27 protein-coding genes are annotated in these 25,578 nt (G+C 43.0%); 11 read left to right on the forward strand and 16 right to left on the reverse strand.

The genetic code is table 11. The features are described 5' to 3' along the window. The first annotated feature begins 2 nt into the window (after positions 1 to 2). The 5 genes from DL796_RS04410 to DL796_RS04430 all read left to right on the forward strand — a co-directional run bounded on the left by DL796_RS04410 (position 3) and on the right by DL796_RS04430 (position 3,345). Complete coding sequence (locus tag DL796_RS04410; protein ID WP_196597949.1) at positions 3 to 284, forward strand: PAAR domain-containing protein; 282 nt, start codon at positions 3 to 5, stop codon at positions 282 to 284. 10 nt (positions 285 to 294) lie between these two features. Continuing rightward, positions 295 to 675, forward strand: a complete 381-nt coding sequence (locus DL796_RS04415) for a hypothetical protein (RefSeq protein ID WP_110200368.1) — start codon at positions 295 to 297, stop codon at positions 673 to 675. A gap of 2 nt (positions 676 to 677) precedes the next feature. Beyond that, positions 678 to 1,118, forward strand: a complete 441-nt coding sequence (locus DL796_RS04420) for a hypothetical protein (RefSeq protein WP_110200370.1) — start codon at positions 678 to 680, stop codon at positions 1,116 to 1,118. A 93-nt stretch (positions 1,119 to 1,211) separates the two neighbouring features. Beyond that, positions 1,212 to 1,892: a membrane lipoprotein lipid attachment site-containing protein gene (locus tag DL796_RS04425; protein ID WP_110200372.1), complete on the forward strand. Its 681-nt coding sequence runs from the start codon at positions 1,212 to 1,214 to the stop codon at positions 1,890 to 1,892. Then, on the forward strand, positions 1,885 to 3,345 hold the full coding sequence (locus DL796_RS04430; protein ID WP_170114211.1) for a T6SS phospholipase effector Tle1-like catalytic domain-containing protein: 1,461 nt from the start codon (positions 1,885 to 1,887) through the stop codon (positions 3,343 to 3,345). Before DL796_RS04425 ends, DL796_RS04430 begins: the two co-directional genes overlap by 8 nt. A gap of 119 nt (positions 3,346 to 3,464) precedes the next feature. On the opposite strand, the gene DL796_RS04435 is transcribed toward DL796_RS04430, so the two are convergent. From DL796_RS04435 to DL796_RS04455, 5 genes are read right to left on the reverse strand one after another with little or no spacing between them, the layout of a single operon-like run. Beyond that, positions 3,465 to 5,009: an FGGY-family carbohydrate kinase gene (locus DL796_RS04435; RefSeq protein WP_110200376.1), complete on the reverse strand. Its 1,545-nt coding sequence runs from the start codon at positions 5,007 to 5,009 to the stop codon at positions 3,465 to 3,467. Then, positions 5,010 to 7,055: an oligopeptidase A gene (gene prlC, locus DL796_RS04440; protein ID WP_110200378.1), complete on the reverse strand. Its 2,046-nt coding sequence runs from the start codon at positions 7,053 to 7,055 to the stop codon at positions 5,010 to 5,012. It lies immediately after the preceding gene. A gap of 9 nt (positions 7,056 to 7,064) precedes the next feature. Then, positions 7,065 to 7,820: a glycosyltransferase family 2 protein gene (locus tag DL796_RS04445; RefSeq protein WP_110200380.1), complete on the reverse strand. Its 756-nt coding sequence runs from the start codon at positions 7,818 to 7,820 to the stop codon at positions 7,065 to 7,067. A gap of 15 nt (positions 7,821 to 7,835) precedes the next feature. After that, positions 7,836 to 8,243, reverse strand: coding sequence for an adenylyltransferase/cytidyltransferase family protein (locus tag DL796_RS04450; protein WP_110200382.1), 408 nt, complete (start codon positions 8,241 to 8,243; stop codon positions 7,836 to 7,838). A 3-nt stretch (positions 8,244 to 8,246) separates the two neighbouring features. Next, a complete protein-coding gene (locus DL796_RS04455; RefSeq protein ID WP_110200384.1) occupies positions 8,247 to 9,317 on the reverse strand; it encodes a CDP-glycerol glycerophosphotransferase family protein in 1,071 nt (356 codons plus the stop codon). Between the two features lie 95 nt (positions 9,318 to 9,412). Between DL796_RS04455 and gorA the strand changes: the two genes are divergently transcribed. Further along, complete coding sequence (gene gorA / locus DL796_RS04460; protein WP_110200386.1) at positions 9,413 to 10,792, forward strand: glutathione-disulfide reductase; 1,380 nt, start codon at positions 9,413 to 9,415, stop codon at positions 10,790 to 10,792. 68 nt (positions 10,793 to 10,860) lie between these two features. Here the strand turns inward: gorA and DL796_RS04465 are convergent, their stop codons facing one another. The 3 genes from DL796_RS04465 to DL796_RS04475 all read right to left on the reverse strand — a co-directional run bounded on the left by DL796_RS04465 (position 10,861) and on the right by DL796_RS04475 (position 15,352). After that, positions 10,861 to 11,850 carry a TraB/GumN family protein gene (locus DL796_RS04465; RefSeq protein WP_110200388.1) on the reverse strand — a complete coding sequence of 330 codons (990 nt, stop codon included), beginning with the start codon at positions 11,848 to 11,850 and terminating at the stop codon, positions 10,861 to 10,863. A gap of 52 nt (positions 11,851 to 11,902) precedes the next feature. Then, the gene (locus DL796_RS04470) at positions 11,903 to 12,793 is read right to left on the reverse strand and encodes an ATP-grasp domain-containing protein (protein ID WP_110200390.1); all 891 of its coding nucleotides are present in this window, start codon (positions 12,791 to 12,793) and stop codon (positions 11,903 to 11,905) included. A 117-nt stretch (positions 12,794 to 12,910) separates the two neighbouring features. Beyond that, positions 12,911 to 15,352 (reverse strand): bifunctional diguanylate cyclase/phosphodiesterase, encoded by a 2,442-nt coding sequence (locus DL796_RS04475; RefSeq protein ID WP_110200392.1) that lies wholly within the window; start codon positions 15,350 to 15,352, stop codon positions 12,911 to 12,913. Between the two features lie 153 nt (positions 15,353 to 15,505). On the opposite strand from DL796_RS04475, the gene DL796_RS04480 reads away from it, so the two are divergent. Continuing rightward, complete coding sequence (locus DL796_RS04480) at positions 15,506 to 16,033, forward strand: gamma carbonic anhydrase family protein (RefSeq protein ID WP_110200394.1); 528 nt, start codon at positions 15,506 to 15,508, stop codon at positions 16,031 to 16,033. Positions 16,034 to 16,115: 82 nt separating this feature from the next. Here the strand turns inward: DL796_RS04480 and DL796_RS04485 are convergent, their stop codons facing one another. The 5 genes from DL796_RS04485 to glyQ all read right to left on the reverse strand — a co-directional run bounded on the left by DL796_RS04485 (position 16,116) and on the right by glyQ (position 21,289). Continuing rightward, on the reverse strand, positions 16,116 to 16,850 hold the full coding sequence (locus DL796_RS04485) for a DUF481 domain-containing protein (RefSeq protein ID WP_227592963.1): 735 nt from the start codon (positions 16,848 to 16,850) through the stop codon (positions 16,116 to 16,118). Positions 16,851 to 16,948: 98 nt separating this feature from the next. Next, complete coding sequence (locus DL796_RS04490; protein WP_110200396.1) at positions 16,949 to 17,716, reverse strand: sugar nucleotide-binding protein; 768 nt, start codon at positions 17,714 to 17,716, stop codon at positions 16,949 to 16,951. Further along, positions 17,713 to 18,255, reverse strand: coding sequence for a D-glycero-beta-D-manno-heptose 1,7-bisphosphate 7-phosphatase (gmhB, locus tag DL796_RS04495; protein ID WP_110200398.1), 543 nt, complete (start codon positions 18,253 to 18,255; stop codon positions 17,713 to 17,715). The genes DL796_RS04490 and gmhB overlap by 4 nt, the downstream gene beginning before the upstream one ends. An 8-nt stretch (positions 18,256 to 18,263) precedes the next feature. After that, positions 18,264 to 20,339 carry a glycine--tRNA ligase subunit beta gene (glyS, locus tag DL796_RS04500; RefSeq protein ID WP_110200400.1) on the reverse strand — a complete coding sequence of 692 codons (2,076 nt, stop codon included), beginning with the start codon at positions 20,337 to 20,339 and terminating at the stop codon, positions 18,264 to 18,266. Then, positions 20,339 to 21,289, reverse strand: coding sequence for a glycine--tRNA ligase subunit alpha (glyQ, locus tag DL796_RS04505; RefSeq protein WP_110200402.1), 951 nt, complete (start codon positions 21,287 to 21,289; stop codon positions 20,339 to 20,341). The genes glyS and glyQ overlap by 1 nt, the downstream gene beginning before the upstream one ends. A gap of 110 nt (positions 21,290 to 21,399) precedes the next feature. Here glyQ and DL796_RS04510 point away from each other — a divergent pair, with 110 nt between their 5' ends. The 4 genes from DL796_RS04510 (at position 21,400) to DL796_RS04525 (ending at position 23,895) form a co-directional block, all read left to right on the forward strand. Then, on the forward strand, positions 21,400 to 22,203 hold the full coding sequence (locus DL796_RS04510) for a tryptophan-rich sensory protein (protein WP_110200404.1): 804 nt from the start codon (positions 21,400 to 21,402) through the stop codon (positions 22,201 to 22,203). Positions 22,204 to 22,239: 36 nt separating this feature from the next. Next, positions 22,240 to 22,848 carry a DNA-3-methyladenine glycosylase I gene (locus DL796_RS04515; protein WP_196597950.1) on the forward strand — a complete coding sequence of 203 codons (609 nt, stop codon included), beginning with the start codon at positions 22,240 to 22,242 and terminating at the stop codon, positions 22,846 to 22,848. 122 nt (positions 22,849 to 22,970) lie between these two features. Continuing rightward, positions 22,971 to 23,549 (forward strand): hypothetical protein, encoded by a 579-nt coding sequence (locus DL796_RS04520; protein ID WP_110200406.1) that lies wholly within the window; start codon positions 22,971 to 22,973, stop codon positions 23,547 to 23,549. A gap of 1 nt (position 23,550) precedes the next feature. Continuing rightward, positions 23,551 to 23,895 carry a hypothetical protein gene (locus DL796_RS04525; protein ID WP_110200408.1) on the forward strand — a complete coding sequence of 115 codons (345 nt, stop codon included), beginning with the start codon at positions 23,551 to 23,553 and terminating at the stop codon, positions 23,893 to 23,895. Between the two features lie 55 nt (positions 23,896 to 23,950). On the opposite strand, the gene DL796_RS04530 is transcribed toward DL796_RS04525, so the two are convergent. The 3 genes from DL796_RS04530 to DL796_RS04540 all read right to left on the reverse strand — a co-directional run bounded on the left by DL796_RS04530 (position 23,951) and on the right by DL796_RS04540 (position 25,561). Beyond that, positions 23,951 to 24,628, reverse strand: coding sequence for a type 1 glutamine amidotransferase domain-containing protein (locus tag DL796_RS04530; RefSeq protein ID WP_110200410.1), 678 nt, complete (start codon positions 24,626 to 24,628; stop codon positions 23,951 to 23,953). 103 nt (positions 24,629 to 24,731) lie between these two features. Then, positions 24,732 to 24,950: a hypothetical protein gene (locus tag DL796_RS04535; protein WP_110200412.1), complete on the reverse strand. Its 219-nt coding sequence runs from the start codon at positions 24,948 to 24,950 to the stop codon at positions 24,732 to 24,734. Between the two features lie 32 nt (positions 24,951 to 24,982). Beyond that, on the reverse strand, positions 24,983 to 25,561 hold the full coding sequence (locus DL796_RS04540) for a DUF1285 domain-containing protein (protein WP_110200413.1): 579 nt from the start codon (positions 25,559 to 25,561) through the stop codon (positions 24,983 to 24,985). Positions 25,562 to 25,578: the final 17 nt, after the last annotated feature.

Consider the following 25,578-nt stretch of genomic DNA (forward strand, 5'->3'; position numbering starts at 1 on the left):
TTATGAAGCCAATAGCATTACTAGGGCATACGCATACTTGTAAAGGGACAAAAAGTAGTGAGCACAAGAATGGGCCAATTATAAGTGGGCAGGCTAAGGTTACAGTAAATGGCATCCCTGTGGCGGTAGTAGGAGATAAACTTCAGTGTGACGATACAACGGATGTTATTGTCAAAGGTTCAAGCGTTGTAAAAATAAATGGCAAACCTGTCGCAAGAAAAGGAGATAAAACTGCTATTGGTGGATTTATAGATAAAGGTGAATCATTAGTAAAAATTGAATAAAGGATGATAAATGTCTGATAACGCCAAAAAGAAAATTCAAAAGCTATTTGTTAACAACAATTACAAAAAGTTTTTACTAGAATGTCGACAGGAGATAGCAATTAAGTACTCAGGCTTTTGGGAAGGATTCTCGGAGCAAGAACAGTTAACCTGGCTAGACCAAGTAGTAATAGATGCCAAGAAACTCGGTTTTGGCAACCAATATTTGATAAAAGGATATTTAGATATCGTGTGTAAAATTGGAAAGGACTTCCTCACCTCGCCAGAAATAAAAGATAACCTAGTTCGGTTTATTACGGATTCTAATTTCTCTACCTACGTTCGTGTTCGCGATGCCAATCGATGGATCGATAAAAACACCCCCAAAATCACCATGCCACAAAAGGACTAAACATGATGTATAGATTATTACTAGTAATAACACTCGCATTATTCAGCCAAATTACACTAGCAGAAAATAGTTCTAACCAATCTAGCACCAGTGAGCAAGTAGAAAGCGATCCTTACCAAAATTATTTGATTCATACGCAGGGAGTAATTAACAAAAGATTCCCAGGCTTCTTTTCGGATCTGAGCCATAAAGATCAGCTTAAGTGGATAGATTATGTAGGTAATCAAGGAGTGAAATATGGTTATGAGAATATGAACCTAAGACAACAGTTTACCTTGATTGCATGCTACCTTGGAAAAGATTTTATGGCTAACGATGAGGTTGATAAGGATATTAAGCGCTTCTTACAGGATGATCGTTTCTCGAAATATGTTCGTGTTAGGGATATGAGACGATACCTTAAAAGAAAAGGTTATACCGCAACACCTCCTAACTTAGATTAACAAATGTAAATTAACTTATGCTAAATAATAAACTTACCACTAAAAGCCCGTGGAAAAACTAGATAGAGCTGAAATAAGAAAGGAAGAAAAACGATGAAAAAAATAATAGTAACAGCGCTGTGTGCCTTTGTATTAGCTGGTTGCTCAGCTATGCAGAAAAAAGCAGATGGGCGTTATTTTGACATAGCTTCAAATAATAATTCAGAAGCTAGTATATTTCTAGAAAAAATTGTGATTGATGGAGATTGGAGCTCTGGTGCGACAGGTATAAAAGGATGTGGTGGGAGCAATATAAACGGAGGGGGAGGTGTAGCAAGTCCATCTTATAATACTCCTGCACCCAATAAGGCTATTTATTTGGAATGGTATGCGTGGGGAGAGAATTCTAGAATGAAGGCGGATATAAATTTACCAGGAGAAATTATTAATGAAATATTATTAAATCCTCCTTGGGCAAATAATAGTAAAGGGGAAGTTCATAAATCAGTATTTATTATCGACTTTCGTAATAGTAATAAAGTTTGGGTCAAGTTAGCAAAAAATATAAATCCTAAATCACAAGATGAAGTTATGATTCTTGCTGAGGGGCAGGGGCGTAGAGTTAACGAGTCTACAGATCGTTATGAAGGATATAAACAGGGTAAGAGCTATACTTTAGACTGTGCCTCTAAGAGAGAAAGATATAAGAAAATAGGTGCCTATACGGCTCCATTAATTGTTTATGACAAGTGGTATCCTGGAGCAAAGCAAGATAAGGAGGAGAGGGATGAGTAATAGCCGTACTAGCCCTAATCAAATTCCACAAAAGTGCCCCTGGGTCATGAGGGTTGGTGTGTTTTTCGATGGAACTGGGAATAATAAAGAAAATGATCGTGCGTCTAAAAAGATGTCGAATATTGCAAAACTATCTGATACTTACAAAGATATGATAGATGAGGAAAATTTAAAGCAATATACTTGGTTTTATAAAAATGGTGTTGGCACGGTTAACAATAAAAGTAACGTTCTAAGCGGTTTAGCATTGGGTGAAGGCGGAATAGAGAGAGTACACGAAGCTATAAAGCAAGTGGCCACATTTTTTGACGGTAGACCCTGTTCTAAAGAGTTTATTGTTGATGTTTTTGGTTTCAGCCGTGGTGCTGCGCAAGCTAGGCACTTTATAAATGAGTTACACGATCGTGCTGCTGGACCGAATGTTAAGGTTGGATTCGTTGGAATTTATGACACAGTGGCATCCTTTGCTGGAGGTTGGATAGGAGCGTTGGACCCTACCGATTTAATATCGGATGATGAGGCTGGCGACAATATTAATCGATATAAAATCTCGGAATATCAAGGACAAAGGAGAGTCAGAAGAGGTCGACGAATTGTAGAGGCTCCATATTACAAAGATATTATCAAAGATTTTAACTTCCATTTAAGTTCTGCTTCTGCTGATTACATAGAACATTTTGTAGCAAGAGATGAAGTTCGGAAAAATTTTCCATTAAGTAGTTTAGAACCAAACGATGGTGGTTTCTTAAATCAAAAGACCTATATAGGTGTTCATTCTGACATTGGTGGGGGATATGCTGAAGATGAGGGGGAAATCGAAAATAAATTAGACTGGATTGCAGAGTATAAAGAGGTCCCCGGTGCGAGAATTGGTGGCTATGATAGAGCCTATCCGCACTTAAGTGATCAATATCGAAAAGTTGAACGATATTCAGAGGCTGAGGTTGAGGAAATTAGGCAAGCATATTGGAAACTAGGTTATAACATTAGTGAAGAAAGGTTAGGGAGAAAAGTTTGGTTAGTTGGAAAGAAAAATGTTACTAATACTCTGTCTAACGTATATTTAAAATTAATGCATAAGAAAGCGGTATCATTTGACGTACCATTTGATGACCTACCAAGAGGAAAGGAATACGATATCCCTTCAGAGCTCAAAGATTACTGGGAATCAGTATCAAACGGTAATATCTATCCCGCTTCAAGAGAACGTGATATATATGCAAATTTTGTACATCAATCTGATATTGACGCAGAAGATAGGGCGCCAATATATAAACCTACGAAATACTTTTCTGATTTAGCTAATGAGCCCGATGTCGGGGAAATTAGAACTATTTTCCCCAATGACCCTACGTTTGCAGTGCAGCCTGACGAAAATGATAATATGTATGCAAATGGTGCGGAAATTAATACAGACAATTTAGCTAGTCGCCGAGAAGGAAAAAACACTTGATGAAATAAGTGGAGTTAAAAAATTGTAATAGAAATATTCGATTAGAAAACTAAGCTTATGGACTAGGGAGTTATATTGAAATTGGGTACTGCAGGAACGCAGAAAGAAAAAAGAAGTTATTAACTAAAAAAATGTAAGCTCTTATAAAGCGGTTTCAATCGGTTATAGACTTTCTTGTAAATATCCTGCTGAATTTTTTCGTAAATTTTCGAGTTTTCAGGGTTAGGTAGGAATACTTTTCCATGACGGCACATAGATTCAATTGCTTCATCATAGCTTGCATAAATACCAATACCAACAGCAGCATTTATGGCGGCCCCTAGAGCTGAGGTTTCATAGGTGTGTGGGCGTGTCGCGGGCATATTAAAAATATCAGCTGTTAGCTGCATGCTGGTGTCGCTTTGTGAGCCGCCGCCTGAAACTATTAGCTCGGTAATCGGCTGCTTGGTTTTCTTCTGAATCGTTTCCATACCTTCGCGTAAGCTATAAGCGATTCCTTCTAAAATAGCGCGGTAGACATGAGCCTTGGTGTGAGTATCTTTAAACCCAATAATAGCACCACGGGCTTCCGGCCCTGGGGTTTTCACACCAGGCGACCAGTAGGGCTGGAGGATTAAGCCATCAGAGCCTGGTGCAATGTCTTTTATCGTTTCTTCTAACAATTGCTCTGCGGAAACACCAAGCTCTTTAGAAAGCTGCTGTTCTGCGTGTGCAAACTCTTGTTTAAACCAGTTGACCATCCAGTAGCCACGGTGGACTTGAAACTCGAGTGTATAGTTGCCAGAAACTGAAGATGGGTAGGGTGGTATAAAACGAATGGGTTCTAGGTATTTCTCACTGGTAACGTTGATCGTTGCTGTGGTGCCATAGCTTATACAGGCTTGATGCTGATGCAGGCACCCTGAGCCGAGTACTTCTGATGCTTTATCGGCGCCAGCAGCAATTACGGGAAGCCCTTCAGGGAGTCCAGTTTGCAAAGACGCCGTAGAGTGAAGATTTCCAACTAGCTCTCCCGGTTTGACGAGATCGGGTAGTTGCTCAAGTTCTAATGGAGCGACCTGCCACTTCCAGTCCGAGGATTTTGCCCATTGATGACGCTTATAATCGAACGGGATATAGCTTACTTGCGACGCTGTTGAGTCTTTGTAAGTACCAGTAAGGCGATAATTTAGATAGCCAGAGAGTAATAAGTATTTAGAGGTTTTTGCCCAAATATCGGGCTGATGATGTGCTATCCAAGCAGCTTGGCAACTGGACTGGAAGTTCTTTAAAGTAGATGTTAAACCTGCAATTTTGAAAAGATAGTTCCAATAGCCTTTGAGTGGTTTGGTCTGTTCGAGCTTACGCTGATCACTCCATATTATTGCAGGTCTTAAAGGTTTACCATGCTCATCTAAATTAACCACTGTATTTCTGAGTGTGGTCACTGAAATAGCTTTTATGCGTTTAAAAGCTTCAGGACTATCCGCTTTTAACTTATGGCAAGCCATACATAGAGTGTCCCAGAAATACTGGGGATTTTGCTCATACCAACCCGGATGCTCTGAAATATAATCGTTAATGGGTATTTGGCATTTGCTAAGGATATTGCCGTGTAGGTCAAAAATAATGGCACGCAAGCTCTGCGTACCATTATCGATGGTTAATAACGTCGGCTCGCTCAATTACTGTCCTATACCAGAATGGCGCAATAGTGCATCTGGAGAAGGTTCGCGACCACGGAATGCTTTGAATAATTCATCAGGCTCTGCTGAACCACCTTTTTGTAGGATATGATGTAAGAAGTCTTGCCCCGTTTTTGGGTTAAAAATGCCTTCTTCTTCAAAGCGCGAAAATGCATCGGCAGATAACACTTCGGCCCATTTGTAACTGTAATACCCTGCAGCATAACCACCCGCGAAAATATGTCCAAAACTGTGTTGGAAGCGATTAAACTCGGGCGGTGTAATGACGGAGACTTCTGCTCGAACTTGGTCTAGTTGTTGTTGGATCTGATCGGGGTTATTTGGATCAAATTCACTGTGAATCTTGAAGTCGAACATTGAGAACTCAAGCTGGCGCACCATTTGCATGGCCGACTGGAAGTTTTTAGCCGCGAGTAAGCGCTCTAGCTTTTCTTTTGGCAGAGGTTCGCCACTTTCGTAGTGCTTAGCGATCTTTGCTAGACCTTCTTCTTCCCAACAAAAGTTTTCAAGGAACTGGCTAGGAAGCTCTACTGCATCCCAAGGAACTCCAGAAATACCAGCAACCGACGCATGATTAATTTGCGTCAGCATGTGATGCAAGCCGTGGCCAAACTCATGGAACAAGGTAGTCACTTCGTCATGAGTAAATAGTGCCGGCGTATCACCCACTGGGCCATTAAAGTTACAAGTTAAGAATGCAACAGGCTTTTGAATACCTTGTTTGGTTTCGCGTCGTCCGATACAGTCCGCCATCCAGGCGCCGCCACGCTTATTTCGGCGCGCATATAAGTCGAGGTAGAAACTTGCGATATAGTTGTCTGCAAGATCATAGATATCAAAAAAGCGTACGTCCTCATGCCAAGTTTCGACGTCATCACGCTCTTGGAATTTGATGTTAAATAAAGTGCCAGTGATTTCGAACATGCCTTTGATCACTTGGTCTTCTGGGAACCAGGGGCGTAATTCTTCTTGAGAAATGCTGTAACGCTCGTTTTTCAGTTTTTCACTGTAGTAAGCCAAATCCCATGCTTCGAGTTTGTCTACGCCATGCTTTTCTTTGGCGTAGTCCGTAAGTTCTTGCAAATCCTTTTCAGCTTGTGGTTTCGATTTAGCAGCAAGTTCGCTCAGGAAAGCCATAACTTCAGAAGTGGATTTAGCCATCTTGGTGGCAAGAGAAAGTTCGCCGTAATGCTCAAAATCGAGTAACTGTGCAAGCTCATGACGCAGCGCCAGTATCTCAGGCATAATGGCGCTGTTGTCAAACTCGCCTGCATTAGGGCCTTTATCGGAAGCACGCGTTGAGAAGGCGGTATACACTTCTTTGCGCAGTTCGCGATCGTTGGCGTGCATCATTACTGGTAAGTACGATGGAAAATCTAAGGTAATTCGATATCCATCGACATCATTAGTTTCTGCTGCCTGCTTAGCCGCAGCGATAGCCGACTCAGGTAAGCCATCGAGAGCTTTTGCTGACTCGAAATCTTTATGCCATGCCATAGTGGCATCCAGCAGGTTTTGCTCAAACTTAGAGGTGAGTTCCGATAAGCGCTTTTGAATCTCACCATAGCGCTTTTGCTTTTCTGGGCTCAGCGCTACACCTGATAGTTTAAAGTCACGCAAGTCATCTTGAAGAATCTTGCGTTGGACTTTATCAAGACCAAGCTCTTCAGCTTTAGCATCGAGAGCTTTCACAGCGTTATAAAGCCCTTTGTGCTGGCCCATCTCGGTGCCGTAATCAGAAAGAAGTGGTAAGCATGCATTGTAAGCATCGCGGACCTCGTCCGAGTTAGCGACTGAATTGATATGGCTAATAGGAGCCCAAGCGCGATCAAGGCGATCGTTAATATCTTCTAATGGCTTAACGAAGTTGTCCCAACTGATGTTATCTTCGGTGACGCTTTCTGTGAGCTCGTTAATCGCTTGGCGACTGTCGTTAATGATGGTTTCGATGGCTTCAACCATGTGTGATGGTTGTATTTTCTTAAATGGAGGTAGCCCGGTTACATTAAATAAAGGATTAGACATAATTACCTGCTAAGACGATTTATTGAATTCGTATAATTTTGCTTCTTTGGATAAAGCATAATATGCGGCTAAATGTGAAAAAATAAAGCCCCGCAGTCCCGAGAAGCAGTAGCGATAGACTAGGTAGTTGCGAATAAACTCTAGTGGGTAGATAAGTAATAGCTTCAATGCAGAGGCTTTCTTCCCTTTTAAATACTTTTCTTTGGCTTTAAGAGAAGAGTATTTATTATATTTATCAGTAAGTTGTGCTATATCAGCGTAGCCATAATGATTAAAGGCGACAGAAGTTTGTTTGGTTTTGCCGTGAATATCAGGGCCTTCGTGAACTAAATCCTCTACTCGGTAAGCGACTTTGTCCTTCTTAAAAAAACGAGTATTAGTCGGTAGGCGAGTCAGCGTTGAGAAAAATTTCCCAATAAACAAGTCGTTGCGACGACATTTTAAAGCGACATAGTCATGCTCAGCGCTGACAAACTGTTTAACCTCATCAATAAATTGCGGTGTTAATTCTTCATCGGCGTCTAAGTTGAGCACCCATTCATGCTGACACAGATCTTTAGCGTACTGTTTTTGCTTGGCGTAACCAGGCCAATCATGATGTATAACTTTGGCGCCTTTGGATTGGGCGATGGACTTGGTTTGATCGGTGCTACCACTATCCACCACTATGATTTCATCAAACGCTTGGCAGCTATCTAAAACCCGTCCAATATGCTGCTCTTCATCTTGTGCGACTATAAAAACACTTACTGGGATTTTGCTCATAATGCTTCTTAGACGTTAAGTGGATTGTTTGGGCTGTGAATGTCTCACCACTTCAATAATTTCGGTAGTGGAGACTGACGGCGTTCGAGGCAGGTACTTAACTTGGCATAAATCGGATAAATAATCGAACTTACCCTGCCAGTCATCGCCCATGACTAAAATATCCGCTTCATACTTTTTGATGTACTCGGCTTTAAGCTCTAAAGATTCTTCTGAGAACACATAGTCTACACAAGCTAAGGCGCTAATAATGTGCCTGCGATCTTCTTCGGAATAAATGGGGTAGCGATTTTTCTTAGAGTAGTTAAGCTGATCTGAAGAAACGCCAACATAAAGCTCTGTGCCAAAAGAGCGAGCACGCTCAAGGATGTTGACATGACCCACATGAAAAACATCGAATGTACCAAAAGTGATAACGCGCATAATTTATCCTGAGCTTAATAAATATTGTGCGACCCGCTGCGAACTGTTGCCGTCGATGGTGCCGACGACTTCTTCAGTGATGCTTTTACGAGCAGCCTGATGGAGCGAGCGCTGATTAATGTTAGATTCTACCGCATCCTGCAACTCACGGTAATGGTCGATATTAGTGCCCATTGATTGGAACAGTTGGTAGTCATCAGACAGTCGCTTATTGAGCCTAAATTTGAGTAGGCCACGGTATCCCCAGCGTAATTTAAGGAAGTGACAAATGATAACCGGCTTATCTAAGGCAATAAACTCAAATAGCGCAGACGAGGTTTCACTGATCATCAAATCAGCTGTAGCCATAAAGGGCACAAGGTTTTGTTCGCTTTCTTTAGCCAAATAGACGTTTGGAAATGTTGCCCAATGCTGTAGTAGTGCTCTTTGTTTTTTATAAGCAGACTTAATTAGCGATAAATAATGGGGCTTTAGCAATATATTGTAGTGCTTAAAATCTTGTGGCCAATCTTTTGGGAAGTTCTCGATAGTGCTTGGGTAAAAAGTTGGCGAATACAATAGAGTAGGTTTATCCGGATCGAGTCCCAGCGCGGATAGATCCATTTTTATGGAGTTGTCGTTTACTATCGGGTCGAGCTTGGTGTAGCCCGTCGTTATAAATGTCTTATCTGGATAGAGTGCTTGTAATCGAACTCGACGCGTTTCAGACTCAACAAATCGATACTGAATGGGGGCGCTTGAGGCATTGTAATAAGTGGATTTTGGCCCCAACCCGTGCAAAATAAGCGCTGTTTTAGAAACATCGTTGAGCTGCTCTGCAATGTCGGCAGCGTGGCCAAAAATTATCCAGTTAGGTTTTTGCTGCTGATAAAAGGCCAGTCTTTGCTCTGCATCTATGATTTCAGTTGTAACATTGATACGGTGCAGAGACTCTAAAGTAGCTTGTGGTGGTGTTATCGTGAAAATAACTTTTAATTCAATTTTCTCCTCTCCAGCGTTATCTAACAACGCTTTAATGACAGGCTCGAAATGGGGGAGATAATACAGGTATGCGACGTCGAAAAATATTTTCACAAGTAATACTTCAAATTCTCGATGAGTGGATTATAAATAAGTGATCGATATGTTTATAATCGAATCATTATAACCAGAAATTAGATGAAAAGACTATGACTGATAGACAGACAGATAAGCGCGCAGACAATCACTACAACTTTCTTGCGATTGGCGGCGGAAGTGGCGGAATTGCCTCAGCTAACCGCGCTTCGATGCATGGCGCAAAAAGTGGCATTATTGAAAGTAAAGCCTTAGGCGGTACCTGCGTGAATGTCGGTTGTGTGCCAAAGAAGGCCATGTGGTATGGCGCACAAATTGCTGAAGCATTCAAATATGCGCCCGATTATGGCTTTAACGCGCCTGAAGTTGACTTTAATTGGAGCAAGTTAGTCGAAAGCCGCGAGGCTTATATTTCTCGAATCCACCAAAGTTATGAGCGAAATTTGGGTAATAATAAGGTGGATGTCATCGAGGGTTACGCAAAATTTGTTGATAAGAATACGGTTGAAGTCGATGGTGAGCGCTATACCGCCGATCATATTGTTATCGCTACCGGCGGTTATCCAGTGATCCCAGAGATTCCAGGTGCTGAGTATGGCATAGATTCTGACGGCTTTTTTGAACTGCAGGAGCAGCCGAAAAGAGCTGCTGTGGTTGGTGCAGGCTATATTTCGGTGGAAATTGCAGGTGTGTTCCATGCACTTGGCACCGAAACGCATTTAGTGGTCCGAAAGCATAAACCTCTGCGGGACTTTGAGGATATGTTAAGTGATACCTTGGTTGATATTATGCGTGATTCAGGACCGAAGCTACATACTCATAGCGTTCCTAAGTCTGTGGAAAAGTTAGACTCGGGAGAATTATTGCTGCACTTAGAAAATGGTGAAACGATAGGTCCTGTTGATACCATTGTGTGGGCCATCGGTCGTGCACCAGCTACGGAAGGGCTTGGGCTAGAGCATACCAATGTAGCTACTAACGAGGATGGTTTTATCAAAACCGATAAGTACCAAAACACGACTGCGAAAGGGATTTATGCGATTGGTGATAATACTGGGCGCTTAGCCTTAACACCCGTTGCGATTCAGGCGGGGCGCCGTCTTGCAGAGCGCTTATTCAACAATAAAGAGAATGAGTTCTTGGATTATACCAATGTTCCTACGGTGGTCTTTAGTCATCCGCCCATAGGTACTGTCGGAATGACGGAGTTGGAAGCAATAGAAACCTATGGACAAGAAAACATTAAGGTTTATAACTCGACATTTACCGCTATGTATTCGGCTTTAACACAGCATCGCGAACCGACTAAGATGAAGCTGATTTGCGCCGGCCCAGAAGAGAGAGTCGTGGGTATTCATGGCATTGGGTTTGGTGTCGATGAAATCTTACAGGGGTTTGCAGTTGCTCTAAAGATGGGCGCGACTAAAGCAGACTTGGATGATACGGTCGCTATCCACCCAACTTCGGCGGAAGAATTTGTGACGATGCGATAAAGCTAATGTCAGTAACAAAAAGCCCAACACTTAAGGTTGGGCTTTTTTGATTGAAGAACTCAAAGGGATTAGTAGTTGATACGCTCAACCTTGTAACCCATCTCTTCTAAATAGTGATTAACGCTTTTGTTACCACCATAGTGAGCCGCGCCTACAACCGCAAAGATGGCTTTACCCTGCTCGAAATGTTCGGCTAAGCCTTCCGCCATTTTTTTATTTCTTTTATATAGTAAAGAGTCCAAAAACTGCTCGTACTCTTCATCGCTAAGCCCTATTTTCTCGGCATCGTTAAAGCTATTTTCGATATACTCTTCAACATTGCCGGTCTTCCAAGCCTGTACTAGTTCCTCGATTCCATCATCCTCACGAGTTACGATTGACAATAAAAAAGCGTCCTGCACTTTCATCGATAAACCATCGAGCATAATGAGTTGCGAGTTAGCAGATTCGAGCTCTACAATCTCTTTCTTGTCACGTGCCTGACCGAGAAAATACATATCAATACCATACTTTTCCGTATAGCCAGATTTTTGCATATTAAAAGATTCAAGCGAAACCGCTGTTAGCCAAGGCTCAAAAGTATTAAACATGGCGCAAGGTGTCTGCGTCACTTCGCAATACTGGTTGTACTTTTCCCAAGTTTCTTCTGACAACATACTCTCAAGAGTAGTATTTGGGTCGATGGCGAGTTCTTGTAGCGTCTGCGCCATTGCAAGCTGATCAATATTGCCCATATCAATTTCTACAGCAAGCGCATCGGTCGCTTCATAGGCTTCGCTGACAGCGTCCGGCAAAGGGAACATGCTAGCGTCGCCCATGTGAATTGAGCCAAATAAATAAGAGACTTTGTCCCCATGCTCAACTTTCCACAGTGCTGGCGTATAGTCAGTTTTAGATGCTTCTTGAGGTTCTTCAGGCTGAGCGTCAACTGTTGTTTTAGTTTGGACTTGCTCGCTGGTCTGTTTGTTTTGATCCTGTGCTTTCGGCTTTGCTGACTCTTCGCCACAGCCGTATAGCCCCACTAAGGTAGCAAACAAGATCCCTAAATATTTTTTCATTATTCTCTCCGTAGTTTTAATGTCAGTTAATTATTGGTTGTAACTCCCACTTTTATACATGGGTATTAGTATTAATATGGTTCACAAGAGCTTGTGCAAAAAGTTGGCAGCTTTCTTGGCCACCATGTCTAAAAAACAAAGATGGCTCAATCAACTCAACCTCGTTAACAAAAACATCACCGTTTTTGTGGTGCAAAAAGTCTACTCTTGCGTATAACGGCATCTCGAATTTATCAGCAACGTAAGTGATCGCTTCTTTAGCCAGTCTTAGCTCATCTGCTGATAGCTGGTAGACGTAATCGCTAGCGCCATAGTCGTCTTGCACCCTAAAGTCGCCTTCTACCGGGACTTTGCGCGTGCCGTGACTGTATTGCCCTGCGAAAAATATACCAGAGGTTTCACCAAAAGATTCTACATTGGCAAGATAAGGCTGTAAGACTAAATCTTCGTTGGGGGTTAAACGATCGATATGTTGTTGCGCTTTGTGTAAACCTTCTTCATCATTATCAAAAGGTAGGCATTCGCGGGCGTTAGCGCCGATTAACGGTTTGATAAAACCCTGGTTCCAGCCATGCAGCTCCATGAGATGTTTTACATCATAGCTACCGCCTTGCAGTAACCATTCGGAGGGAGCTATGGTGATACCGGCTTCTTGTAGTTCTTTTAGGTATTTTTTATGGCTGTTCCAAACGATAATCGACTCAGTATTTAAAAGCATGGTTTGAGTGCTGACTTGTTTGATCCAAGCCATGAATTCTTCAATACGTTCTTGATAATCCCAAGTGGTTCTTAATAAGCACGCATCAAAACGACTCCAATCAGTATCGCTGTCCCAAGGAAGGATTTCGTAATTAACATCTAGTGACGCAAGCTCTTGGAAAAAAGGAGTGTCGTCTTTTTCCCAGTCAGGTAGATCTTTACAACTCGCAATAGCAATATTCATCCAAAATTCTCAGTAATTATCTTTGTTTTAGTGGTTTAATGAAAATTATCGGATAAGCTTACTATAGGTTAAAGCGGTTGTCTTTAACCTATTTCGGGTTGTGTGAATCATCATGCGTTACTGATTAACAGTGCTTTTAGCAAGCCGAGCTTCGCGCTTCAAAAGGTTGGCTAACTGATCGGCGGGCATCGGGTGATAGAAAAACATTCCCTGCCCCATCTGGCAGCCTAAGGCCTTTAAAATATTGTATTGATTTGGGGTTTCAATACCTTCTGCAACCGTTTTCAAATCCAAACTTTTAGCTAAAGACACTATAGTTTTGATGATGTTGTGGTTGATCATGTGATCTTTAAAGTTAGGGCTTAAGCGCGACACAAAATACTTATCAATCTTAAGGCTATCCACTGGTAACTGGCTAAGATAAGCTAGCGACGAGTAGCCTTTGCCAAAGTCGTCGATGGAAACTTTAATGCCAAACTCTTGCAGTTGGTTAAGAACTTTCACGGAATTAACAACATCGGTCATGGCGGCGCTTTCGGTGACTTCAATTTCAAGCATTTTCCCAGAAACACCATATTGATTGATGATTGCCCCAAGGTTTTGCACCAAATCAAAGTATTTAAGGTCTTTTACTGACAAGTTCAATGCAATTGGGACATCAATGCCTATGTTGTGCCAATCGACCAGTTGCTGGCACACCATCTGCATAACCAGCTGGCTGAGTTCGTGTATGAGGCCGGTTTCTTCAGCGATAGGAATAAAGATGTTTGGAGGAATGCTACCTGTTTCAGGATCATCCCAGCGGCAAAGAGCTTCGACACTATGGATTTTTCCGCTAACCATATCAACACGCGGCTGAAAAAAGAGGTGCAGGTGGCGTTCGGAAATAGCAACTTTGAGTTTCTTTTCGACAAGGCGTCGCTTGGTTTCTTGTTGAGAGAACTTGCGCCTAAAGAATTGGAAACGATTGCGATCGGATTTTGCAGAATACATGGCCATATCGGCAAAGCGGAACAGATCTTCAGCATCTTCGCTGTGATCAGGATACATGCTAATACCGATACTAGCGCCAGTTTGTACGCGGTGTGGACCTGCTTTTATGGGGCTTTTCAGGTACCGTAATAAGCGCTCAGCTATAGCTTGGGCTTGTGGTGCGTCGATATTTGGTAGAACAATGGCAAACTCATCGCCACCGACGCGGGCTAAAGTGTCTCCCGTACGAATACACTTACGCATAAAGTCAGAAACGGACTTCAGAAGGTGATCGCCAGTCGTATGACCTAGGGTGTCATTAATTTGCTTGAACCGATCGAGGTCCACATACATTAGTGCCAACTTGGAATTCTTTGTGGCACAGCTTTCGATGTCTCTAAACAAGCAGGTTTGCAGCAAATGACGATTGGCAAGGCCTGTTAAAGTATCGTAATTGGCGAGTCGGTGAATCTCTTCTTCTGCTTCTTTACGTCCAGTAATAACGTGGAAATTAATGGTAACGCCCTGAATATCTGGGTCATCTAAATGGTTGGCGAGCCTGCTTTCAATCCATAAAATCTCACCATTCTTATGGCGAATGCGACGCTCTACCACAGAAGAAGCCCCTGGGTTTTCAGAAACATAGCGCAAGTTATGGCTGGCATCTTCGCGATCGTCTTCGTAGATGAAGCCCTCAAGGGTTTTGCCGAGTAAATCTTCTTCAGTATAGCCAGTAACACGGGTGACAGAAGGCGAGATATAGGTAACTAAACCATTTTTATCATGCATTAAAATGCAGTCATAACTGTTTTCGACCAGGGTGCGGTAATATTTATCTTTTTGTTGTAAGGCTCTTTCCGCCTCACGATCCTTGTCCATCTTATGAATTGAACCAATTTCTATTAATGGCTCACCATCATCGTCCCGTGCATAAATAGTGCTATGAACCTGGATCCAAAACCAGTCACCACTTTTATGTTGTAGTCGGAACTCGACGGGCACTACAGTTCTATCATCGCTTTGTTGTAATAAGCGCTCTTGCTCTTCCACCATCGGGATATCTTCTGGGTGGATAAAGCTATAAACGCCATCCGGCATGGTTTTAATTTCTTGCTCTGTATAGCCCAGTAACTGAGCGTAATTACCAAGCCCTTCGGAGAATATTTTTGTTTTTAAATCAAGAACATAAAGGAATATGGGGGAGTTCTTAATGATAGTGTCTTTATAGTCTTCTACGATATTGTGGGCTTGCGTAGAGCTGAGGTTAAATTCGGGAAGCAATTGCAAGGTTATGATGCGATCAATAAAGGACTTTCCCTGTTCCATTGGATGCGACGAAATTAAGAAATGGTGGCTTGCCCCTAATTTATCGAGCTTAGCAATGGCACGACTTTCTTTGCCCTGCAAAATGTCTGCAGGGAGGAAATCTTCCAATGGCTCACCTAGTAGTGAGTCAGGAGAGATGACTGAATCGACGGATATTGTTTTGATCACAAAACGTTTATTGCAAATCAATAATGCTGCATAGTCATTTGAGAATAAACGGTCGAGTAGCTGCTTATCTAGTAGCTTAGTCCTTTGCTCCAATGTTCCAACCCCGGTAAGTTATTTTAAAATTAGGCATGCCATATCATAGAATAGCTAGTGGTGAGGGTTTGTCAAATAATATAGAAGGACATTTATTTTGCGATCCCGTACTTTCCCGCTAAAATAGCGACAAGCTTAAAGATAATGTGATTTATGACAATAAGAACTTTTCAGAAAAAAACACCGAAAGTAGCGGATAATGCTTTTATTGATGAAACCGCTTTAGTCCTCGGTGACGTGGAGATTGGCGAAGACAGCTCAATCTGGCCAATGGCCGTGTTGCGTGGCGATGTCCATTCGATTCGTGTGGGTAACCGCACTAGCATCCAAGACGGTACCGTTTGTCATGTCACCCATGCTGGGCCTTATGATCCCGAGGGCCACGACCTTATCATTGGTGATAACGTCACTGTTGGGCATAAAGCAATTTTGCACGGCTGTACCATTGAAAGTAACTGCCTTATAGGTATGGGCGCGGTGGTGATGGATGGCGCGACTGTTTGCGAAAATGCAATTATTGGCGCCAATAGTGTGGTGCCGCCGGGCAGAGTACTGACAGGTGGTTTTTTATGGGTTGGCTCGCCAGCGCGTAAGATTCGAAAGCTTACCGACGAAGAGATTAAGTTCTTTAAGTATTCAGCAGATAACTATGTGCGCTTAAAGAATGAGCATATGGAATAAGAAAGATTGCTTCAATATTAAAAAGCCGGCGAGTGCCGGCTTTTTTGTAGCTGTGCTTAGTCTAATGACTAGAAGCTAATGACTAGAAGCTATAGCTAATACCTACAGTTGTTGTACGGTCTGTTTTTACTGCTCCCGCCGGAACCACCGAGTTATAGTTGACGACGTATGAAAGCTTCATCGCTAAGTTCTCAGAGATTTTAGTAGAAATAGCAGACTTTGACACATAAGTATCTACTTCTTCACCCCAAACGGCACTGATTACTTGAGTAAAGCGAGCTGTATCGGTTAGCTGGTGTGCAAAGTCTAAGTCACCACGTAAGACGTTTTCTTTCTCGTCACGTCCGATAAATACCGCATTAATACGATAACCTAAACCGAAACCTAGTGATAAATGACCGTCGTCACTTTTAAAGACTTGGTGACCGTAACCAAGGTAAGCACCCGCTTGGTAGTCATAAGCACCGAAATAGTCGTTTTTGTAGTCTAAAATACCGTAAAAGAAGCTATTGTCGCTAATATCGTAACGATTGTTCCAGGCAAAAGTGTATTGCTCAGCATCGCGCTGGTCACGGCTTGAATTGGTTACACCAGTAATTTGAATACCTGTTGCCCAGTTTTCTGAGGCGCGTGCAACCCAGTCAAACTGGCCGTTAAGGCTTTCAGTTTCGGTGTTGCCGGAGGTGCTGATGTAGCCTAAGTCGATGTTGCCTTCGTAACCTTCTTCTGGTGCGCCTGAAAGTAGGCCGCTTGAGAAGGCTGCTGGAGAAAGCGCAACAAGCCCTAAAGCGAATAAATTTCTTTTTAATGTCATCATCAATGTCTCGCAAATCGTTATTTTGTGGGGGTTAGCGAGATAAATTGTACCAGAAGATATTTTCGGATCACCCCCAAAGGGCAGAAAATTAAAAATTTTTATTGAGATTGGTCAAACCAAGAAAAAATGCTTGGGTACTGTAGATTTAATCGCTTTAAAAGCACCGAATGATACTGCTTCGTAGGCTCTTGTGGTGATAGTTCTCTACCGGCCACATGATCTTGCAGTTGTTGGCGAGTAAAAGCTGTGCCATCCGAAGCAATCGACAAGCTGACTTCGCGTTGGTTGGCGAGGTGGAGCCAATAGCACAAGTCATCCTCATGGATTAAGTTTAGCCACTTAGGGTCATGGTATTTATCTTTATCAAGCAAACTTTCTAGTAGCTTTGTGCGCTCTTTGGAGTAAAGGCCAGAAGCTCTAACAATAGAAGTATTCTCATGAAGGCTCTTCACGTTTTTTTCGGCATCAAGCATGGTTTTACCACTAAAATTAAGTGGTTTGGCTTTAACTGACTCATCGATGACAGCTTCTAAATTGCCGTCATAAACCGAAGTAGAGGATAAAAAGGTGCAATGAAACTCAGTATGCTGTTTGTGCAGTTCTTGAAGCAAACGCGACACAGCGTGCATATAGGTTTGGCGATAGGCCTGCTCAGTTCTTTCGTCTGGCGCTAGCATGATGTAAACGTTATCCAGCTGTGGAAGCTCTGGAAGCGAATCGCTGACTTTTAAGAGGTCACAGACGATATGATTATCAGCCCAAGATTTTTCTGAGCGAGAAAGCGTATAAGGTTTTTCGCCTTTGCTTACTAGATATTCGTAAAAACGACGGCCCAGTTTGCCACTACCTACTATTAAAGTGTTCACGCGATTTCCTCAACAATTTTTGCCAGACTTTTTTCAACGAGAAGATCTTTGCCAGCTAATTTGTCCAGAGTTTTCAGGCCCTTGCCCGTTAATACTAAAATAAAGTCACAGCCAAAGTTCTCTGCACACTCATAATCAGACTTAGAATCACCAACAAATATGACTTCATCTGGAGTCGCACTAAATATTTCTGCAATGCGCTTAAGCATGGTTGGCTTAGGTTTGCGACAGTCGCAACCGTCGTCAGGGTGGTGCGGGCAAAACTCGATATGATCGATATGACCACCTTTCTCGGAAAGCAACGTCGCCATCTTTTGGTGCATATCATCGAGCACGCTTTCATCGTAAAAGCCACGCCCAATCCCCGATTGATTAGTAGAAACAGCGACTTTAAATCGAGAGTTTAGTTTGGCAATGGCCGCTAGACTACCGGCGATAGGTTTCCACTCATCGGCAGACTTAACATAAGCGTCTGAATCGTGATTAATGACGCCATCACGATCCAGAATAATGACTTTTTTATTAGCCCAATCAATCATCGCTACAACTAGTTTTGCAGTAATGAAATATCGGCAACAGAACCGAACATTGTTTCGAGCTTTTTCAATAATGCTAAACGGTTGGCTTTAACCGCCGCATCATCAGCATTAACCATCACTTTATCGAAAAATGCATCCACATCATCACGTAGCGCAGCTAGGCGAGTTAAGCGCTCTTGATAGTTTTCAATGGTTGCTAGCTCTGCCTCTACTGTGGCAATAGTTGCCGCCAATGCTTTTTCGGCATCTTCTTGCAACAAGCTTTTGTTAACTTGAATTGGTACTTCGACATCAGCCTTAGCTAGAATGTTTTTCACACGCTTATTAGCGGCAGACAAGCTCTCAGACTCTGGCAAGGTTTGGAAATGCTGAACCGCTTTAATGCGCTGCTCAAAATCAAGTGGCTTGGTTGGGCGAACCGCCATCACAGCATTCACGGTATTAGCGCTTACATTCTGGTCGAGGTACCAGGCGCGGAAACGGTCAAAGATAAAGTTCAGCAATTCTTCCGCCGCCAAATCGTTGGTCAGCTTGCCATCGAACTGCTTTAAAGACTGCTCGATCAACAGCTCTAAATCTAAGTTGAGTTGGTTTTCAACGATGGTTCGAATGAGGCCAATCGATGCACGGCGTAATGCAAACGGATCTTTAGCACCCTTCGGTGCTTGACCAATACCGAAAATACCAACAAGCGTGTCGACGCGATCAGCGATAGCGAGCGCTTGTCCTACTGGGTTTTGCGCCAAGCTGTCGCCTGAATATTTCGGCAAATACTGCTCAGTCATGGCGATAGCAACGCTTTCATCTTCGCCATCGTGGCGGGCGTAATAAGTGCCCATGATGCCTTGTAGCTTATCGAACTCACCAACCATCTGCGTGGTCAGATCACATTTCGACAATAAGCCAGCGCGATGCGCTAATTCAGGATCGGCGCCAATCGTCGGCGCGATACTTTTAGCAAGCTCAGCCACTCGTTCGGCTTTCTCTTGGACTGAACCTAATTGGTTTTGGAATACAACTTTCTTCAGTCGCTCTTGATGGCTCGCTAGCGTGGTCTGCTGATCTTTGTCATAAAAGAACATCGCATCGGCGAGACGAGGGCGAATCACTTTTTCGTTACCCTCAATCACCACTCGAGGATTTGAGCTCTCGATATTACTAATAGTGATAAAGTTTGGCATCAAGTTGCCGTCTTTATCGAGCACGTGGAAATATTTTTGGTGCTCAGCCATCGAAGATACTAAGCACTCCGCTGGCACCTTTAGGAATTCAGTATCAAACTCACCGGTTAATGCCACTGGCCATTCTACTAAGCCCGTTACTTCGTCAAGAAGGTCCTGATCGATCTGTGCTACGCCACCAATTTTGTCGGCAGCTTCTTTAGCCTGTTGCTCGATCATAGCTTGGCGCTCTTCGAAGCTCACAATCACATGCTCAGCTTTGAGCTTATTAACGTAGTCGTCAGCATCATGCAACGAGACTTCGCCTTCGGCCATAAAACGGTGGCCACGACTGATGTTGCCAGTTTTAGTGTCGAGGATAGTCGCATCGAGCACAGACGAGCCATGCAATAATACGGCCCAGTGAACCGGACGAATAAATTGTGCCGAGCTATCGCCCCAGCGCATTGACTTTGGGATTGGCAACTTTTTCAATGAGCTATTTAAAATTTGCTCGATAAGCTCGCTCAGAGGTTGCCCTTTTTGTGACACGGTAAACCCTAAGCGCTCACCTTTGTCAGTTTGGATTCTTTCCAACTGATCAACCTCGGTTCCGCAGGATTTAGCAAATCCCACAGCTGCCGGCTTAGCATTACCATCCGCATCAAAAGCAGCGGCAACTGCTGGTCCTAAACGCTCCACGTTTTTGTCCGGCTGCGCATCGCTTAAGTGGCGAACGATTAATGCTAAACGGCGAGGTGTAGCGAATGCTTCAACCGTCTCGAAGCTAAAGTCTTGTGCTTTAAGGGCTTCGGAAAAGTTATTTTTAAGCGCATCACGTAATGTTTTTAAGCTGACAGGAGGAAGCTCTTCGGTACCAAGCTCGAATAATAAATCAGCAAAGTGTAAATTAGAGGATGACATTACTTTTCCTCCTGTGACGCGTTGTGCGTTGAATCATTTTTTAGATTATTGTTTAGCATCGGAAAGCCCAACTCTTCTCGCGCCGCATAATAAGTTTCTGCGACAGCTCGGGCGATGGTACGTACGCGCAGGATAAAGCGCTGGCGTTCAGTAACGGAAATAGCACCACGCGCATCAAGCAAGTTAAACGTATGTGACGCTTTTAAAACCATCTCATAGGCTGGCAGCGGTAAGTTGTTTTTAATCAGATTATTGGATTCCGACTCGCAGTAATCAAACAACTCGAATAATTTATCGACGTTGGCATGCTCAAAGTTGTATTTCGACTGCTCAACTTCGTTTTGATGGAACACGTCGCGATAATAAACTTTACCTAATGGCCCATCAGTCCAAACTAAATCGTAAATGCTATCGACTTCTTGTAGGTACATGGCGATACGCTCAAGACCATAGGTAATTTCGCCCATAACAGGCTTACACTCGATACCACCAGCTTGTTGGAAGTAAGTAAACTGCGTCACTTCCATGCCGTTTAGCCAAACTTCCCAACCAAGACCCCATGCGCCAAGCGTTGGTGATTCCCAGTTATCTTCGACGAAGCGAATATCATGCTCTAGCGGATCGATACCAATTTTCTTTAATGAACCAAGGTACATTTCTTGAATATCAAGCGGTGATGGTTTGATCACAACTTGGTATTGGTAGTAGTGCTGTAGACGGTTTGGGTTTTCACCATAGCGACCATCCGTCGGGCGGCGACAAGGTTGCACATACGCCGCGCTCCAAGGCTCAGGGCCAATGGCGCGGAGGAATGTTGCAGGGTGGAATGTACCAGCGCCAACTTCGAGATCGAGCGGTTGCTGGATGACACAGCCTTGTTCGGCCCAATAATTTTGCAGGGTTAAAATCAGTCCCTGAAATGTTTTTGTACTTTCGTTAGCTTGAGTCACAGGTATGCCTTCGCTAAAGTGAATGGAGAAAATCAATTAATGGTCGGATTATACGGCAATTTGGGTTATTTTCTAACCTAGAAAGCCAACAAATTCAGGAGAATGCATAAATGTTGAAGATTCGCGCAATAACTAACCTGATATTAGTCGCAGCAATGATTTTTATCAGTTATTACAGCAGTATCGTCGGAATTAACGGCGAGACTCAAGCTACCGTCAGCAAAGGCTTATCGACAGATTTCACCCCAGCACCCTACGCATTCTCAATTTGGGGCATTATTTTTGTCATGCTGGTGGTGGTAGCGATAAAAGACATTCGTTTAGCCTTCTCAGAAAATGCCGAGCAAAAAGCGCAAAGTGGCTGGTCGATGAATTGCTGGTTGACCGTTGCTATTGCGCTAACCATTGCTTGGGTCATCGTTTGGTCATACCTGCAAATTGGTTGGTCGTTAGTGATCATGGCGGGCATATTTATCAGTCTATTACTGTCAGTTATAAGGCAGAGCCCAAGACCGGTCAGTGCCAATATAACCCTAGCTTTGTATTTCGGTTGGATCAGTGTCGCCTTAGTCGCCAATGAATCCGCTTGGTTAGTGCATCTTGGCTGGCTCTCTGAAGCGGGCGAGGGCTGGCTGAGCGATCCAAACTTCAGCGTCATGCAGTCTGCTTTGAGTTTGGTCTTGTTTGCGTTAGTGCTGAGCTTTAAGTCAGTTAAAAAAGGTTTAGAGCCCGCTATTTTTGTTTATCCCATGGTCGGCGTCTGGGCTTATATCGCCATTATGGTCAAAAACGCCGCAGGGAACCCTAATCTATTGGTGTATGTTTCGGCCTTCTTTGCGTTAATATTACTAGTAGTTACTGGCTATTTCGGCACTAAGTGGAACAGTAGCTATTCGGCCAAAGCTAAAGATTGAATTGATAAACCATAATAACAATCAGTTGGAACAGTAATGTCTAAACAAAGCTTGCCTAAACATAACTTGGCGAAAAACAGCTTGCCAAAAAAAAGATGTGGCTGGGTCAGCGATGACCCACTATACATCGAATATCACGATACCGAATGGGGACGTCCCGAGTATGATGATCAAAAGCTGTTTGAAATGTTGTGCCTCGAAGGAGCGCAGGCGGGATTGAGTTGGATTACCGTACTGAAAAAGCGTGAACATTACCGCGAAGTATTCGATAACTTCGACCCGCATAAGATCGCACAATATGAAGATAAAAAACGCGAACAGCTGTTAAACGACGCTGGAATTATCCGAAACAAGCTGAAAGTGAATGCTTTTATCGTCAACGCCCAGCGGTACTTAGAAATTACACAAACCCAAAGATTTAAAGATTATGTGTGGCAATTTGTCGGCGGTAAACCGATTAAGAATCATTGGAAAAGCCTAAAAGAAGTACCCGTAACCACGCCAGAGTCCGACGCTATGGCAAAACGACTGAAAAAAGACGGCTTCAAGTTTGTCGGCAGCACCATCTGTTACGCCTATATGCAGGCCACCGGGATGGTGAATGATCATGTGCAAGGGTGTTTTCTAAGACAGGATGGTTTGTAGGAAGCTTATGGATGAGACTTACTTCCCCCCCCCCCCCCCCCCCATGTATCTTAAATATATTTGACAGATAAGTAGGGCGAGACTACAGTCGCTCAAATTAACCAAAAATTTAAGGAAGAATTATGAAGAAAATAATCCTTTTAATCATATCAGTAACGCTAATTTCTTGTACTCATGCACAAAAAAAGTACAGTAATATTGATACGACTAAGATTGCATATGGGAATTTTCTGTTAAAAATCCCAACAAATTTATTGCCGAATGCTGTTCTTATTGCTGGAAGTAGTGGTGAAGATAATTACCTTGAAGGAGTGGGTATTAAGTTTAGTGACAGACAAGCTTTATGGGGTGGAGTTTTCATTCAAGAACCTACAGTGGCACAAGTTGGAGAGTGTACTAATACTGAGTCAGATGTTGATTTAAAGTTAGCTCTTGAGAAGATAAATCAGGAGTTAAATGGTCATAGACTCCAGAAGCAGTACATGGATCTTATTAAAAGTTCGAGTTGCCAGATTCCTCAGGGTACATCCAGCGTCAGCACAGACATAACTCCTCAGTTTATAATTGCTTCACGATGTGAAAATTTAGAGTGTAGCACTTATGTTGTCGAAAAAAACAATGCAAATAACTCCCAGATCCTTATGTTATTTACTAAAGGCCTTACATGGAGTTGGATAAAGAAAGTCATAAAAGGAGCTTAAAATGTTGGAGAAGTTAACAATAAATGAAAAAAATGATTTATACACAATAATAGTTAGTGTTATTGGAGAGGGTGTTTCTATTGCCCAGAGGAAGCCTTACTTTAATGAGCAGACAATCAAAATAGTAAGAGAGATGGTCGAAGCAAACAGGGATTGTAATGAAGCGATGAAAGAGCTTGTTACTAATTTAATAACGGCGGGCAGGCTACCAGCTAGGAAGTGGCTTAGAAAAGCTTTAGGACGAGTAAATGGTTTAATCAAAGCTTCTGATGATTTTAACGGATTTGGTTGTAAGGCCTCTGTAAAAATAAAGTGGAAGAGCCCAATCATTATGACTACTTACTAATAATAAAAAGCCACTGAGAAATTCAGCGGCTTTTATCGTTAATAAGAATCGAAAATTATTTTAACTGCGCTAATATCGCTTTGGCGGTATCAGCAGAAGAGGCTGGGTTTTGACCGGTGATTAAGTTTCCATCGATCTGGATAAACGACTCCCAGTCGTTACCTTTGCTGTAGTGACCGCCGTTTTGTTGTAGCATGTCTTCAACCAAGAAAGGGACTATCTCGGTGAGCTCTACAGCAGCTTCTTCGGAGTTACTAAAGCCTGTGACTTTCTTGCCCGAAACTAACGAATATCCATCCTCTGCTTTCGTGTTTTTAAATACTGCTGGGGCGTGACAAACCGCACCGACAGGTTTGTTCTTATGGTAAAGGTGCTCAATGATCGCCTTTGAGTCGCTATCTTCGGCTAAATCCCAAAGTGGACCATGCCCACCTGGGTAGAACACTGCATCGAATTCGGCGGGATTTACTTTCGATAAGACTTCGGTATTGGCTAGGTGCTCTTGGGCTTCCTTATCGTTCTTAAAACGATCGGTGGATTCGGTTTGCGCGTCTTCTGCGTCGCTCGAAGGATCGAGTGGTGGTTGTCCGCCTTTAGGAGAAGCTAACGTAATCTCTGCGCCAGCATCCTTGAACACATAGTAGGGTGAACTGAATTCTTCTAACCAAAAGCCTGTTTTATTGCCAGTGTCGCCGAGTTGGTCGTGCGACGTAAGTACCATTAATATTTTCATGAAATATCCAGTAATGGGTGCATGATACTAATAGAAATGGCGGTTAAGTGCCGTATTTCAACCGTTAGCGCTTAAACTAACGGCATTAATGCGATTTGCGGGCTTAAGACTTTTTACTGAGCATGCCTTTAAGTTGTTTGAGAATGCTGTATAAAGAGCCGGAGACACCAATGATAACGGCCACAACCAATACGCCAACACGAACTTTTGCGGGTAGTTCAAGCCAGCTCCAGTAATCATTAGCTAAAATTAGGCCGATTAAAGCGATGGCTATTAGGTAACAGCTGATAGTGAACTTAGAGAGTGTCTGGAACTTTGGCATGATGGTAACTTCTGTGTAATTTGGGTTTAGGGTTAAATGGCGCCTAAGCTGTAAAATTCGCCAGCGGAAACGACACCAAGGTGTTTTTGCCCATCGAGAACCCGCTCTTCGGCTAACTCTACCAGCTCATAAAACACATTGCGATGAATCAGGGCGTGAAGGTTTTTGCGCACCATGACATAAGGCGACGGCTCACCAGTCTTTTCATCCTGTTCAACCCACAATGGGTTGTCTTGAGTCAAAAGAATGGTGTTGTCGCAGTTGTCGGTAAAGATGATAACTTGGCCTTCGTCGGTTTGCTTTAAGGTCATCTGAGTGACCAAAAAAGGTGCATCCTCGACCGTGATACCGAGTTTTTCTACCGGTGTGACGAGGAAATAATCATCGCCTTCCTTCTTTAACACAGTGGAAAACATCTTAACCAGTCTTTGCCGACCTATGGGCGAGTTCTGATAGTGCCAACTGCCGTCACGCTTAATGACCATGTCCATGTCACCACAAAAGTCAGGGTTCCACTGATCGACAGGCGGTAGTTTATTAGCCCCTTGAGATTTACTGATCTCACTCAAGATGCTCGAAAAGTCAGAATTTTGCGATGTGTCTTTACTCAAGCTGATTAACCCGTTTG

This window comes from Kangiella spongicola (genome assembly GCF_003194565.2).
Classification (GTDB): Bacteria; Pseudomonadota; Gammaproteobacteria; order Enterobacterales; family Kangiellaceae; genus Kangiella; species Kangiella spongicola.